This is a genomic window from Reinekea sp. (assembly GCF_982785585.1).
This window is the reverse complement of record NZ_CEYAVF010000067.1, coordinates 1,951-3,410: the sequence shown is the minus strand read 5'-3', so window position 1 is coordinate 3,410 and position 1,460 is coordinate 1,951. Positions and strand designations below refer to the sequence as shown.

Genomic DNA, 1,460 nt, shown 5'->3' with positions numbered 1-1,460 from the left:
CTGAGCAGCTCCCGCACCACGGCACTGCCGATAAAGCCGGCACCGCCGGTGACCAGCAGTGTTTTTAGGTCCGATTGCACTGGGTTGTAGCCCTATTCCGCCTCAATATTGGTCTTCAGGGAGCGACGCAAGATCAGATAACCGACAATACCGGATAACAAGGACCCGAATATGATGCCGACTCGGTCATCGAACAGCATATCGGCGCCCTTGACCTCAAACGCCAAGGAACCGACGAACAGGCTCATAGTAAAGCCGATACCACAGAGTGCGGCGGTACCATATAGACTCAGCCAACTCATGCCCGTTGGCAATCTGGTCACGCCCAGTTTAATGAACAAGAAACAGGCCCCAAAGATGCCAATCTGTTTACCTAAAAACAAACCCAAGGCGATACCCACTGGCACACCATGAAACAGCTGTTCAGCACTGATGCTGCGTAAATCAATACCGGCATTGGCAAAGGCGAACACCGGCAGTACAAAGAAGGCTACCAGCGAGTGCAGATCATGTTCCAAACTTCGCAACGGCGAAACCTCCGGATCCTTGGCTGAACGAATAGGAATAAACATCGCTAAAACGATCCCGGATAAGGTGGCATGAACACCGGATTTCAACATAGCAACCCACATCATCAGGCCGACAATAAGATAGGGCGCTCTGGCGATAACACCTCGACGATTCAATATTGCCAAGATCGGTATACCCAAGCTGAACATTATCAGCGCGGTGAGCGACAGTTTTGAGGTGTAAAAAATCGCAATGATAATGATGGCGCCTATATCATCGAAGATCGCCAGCGAAGTCAGGAAAATTTTGATGGTGACCGGTACCCGCGAACCCAGTAGGGTCAAAACACCTAGGGCAAAGGCAATATCGGTCGCAGTGGGGATAGCCCAGCCTTTTTCAGCAACTGGATCGCCGTAGTTAAAGTACAGATAGACAAGTGCTGGCACCAACATGCCACCGACAGCGCCCACACCCGGTAAAATAATATTGCGCCGGTCGCGCAGTTCGCCTTCGAGCATTTCGCGTTTGAGTTCCAGACCAACGAGGAAAAAGAATATCGCCATCAGGCCATCATTAATCCACAGCAGCAAAGGCTTAGCGATATCGAGTATGCCGAAGCGAACTTCCACTGGTGTCGCCAGTATCAATTGATAATAGGGACCTAGGAGGGTGTTGGCGAATAACATGGCCAGCATGGCTGAAACGATCAGCATTATTCCACCGGCTGTTTCCATAGCAAAAAAACGTTCGAACATCGTACTCTCTTGAGTGTTCATAGCATTCCTATTCGTTAGGTCCATTAGGTATATTAACACAGTGATTACGAGCTGAGGATAGCAGCTGTTGGAACGATTTAAAACGGAGTTAGACGCGTAGACGCGCGCCTAACTCGTTGAACACTAGCAAATCACGGCGGTTTAAGACTGCTTCGATATCTCTGCTGCTTCGAT

1 protein-coding gene is annotated in these 1,460 nt (G+C 49.8%); it reads right to left on the bottom strand.

From position 1 onward, the window contains the following. Window positions 1-92 precede the first annotated feature (92 nt). Window positions 93-1,286, bottom strand: coding sequence for a Na+/H+ antiporter NhaA (nhaA, locus tag AC4FIC_RS15035; RefSeq protein ID WP_100256301.1), 1,194 nt, complete (start codon window positions 1,284-1,286; stop codon window positions 93-95). Between the last annotated feature and the right edge of the window lie 174 nt (window positions 1,287-1,460).

Bases quoted from the DNA above. Each gene is read 5' to 3' on its own strand.
- nhaA (WP_100256301.1), bottom strand. From the start codon at position 1,286: ATGAACACTCAAGAGAGTACGATGTTCGAACGTTTTTTTGCTATGGAA.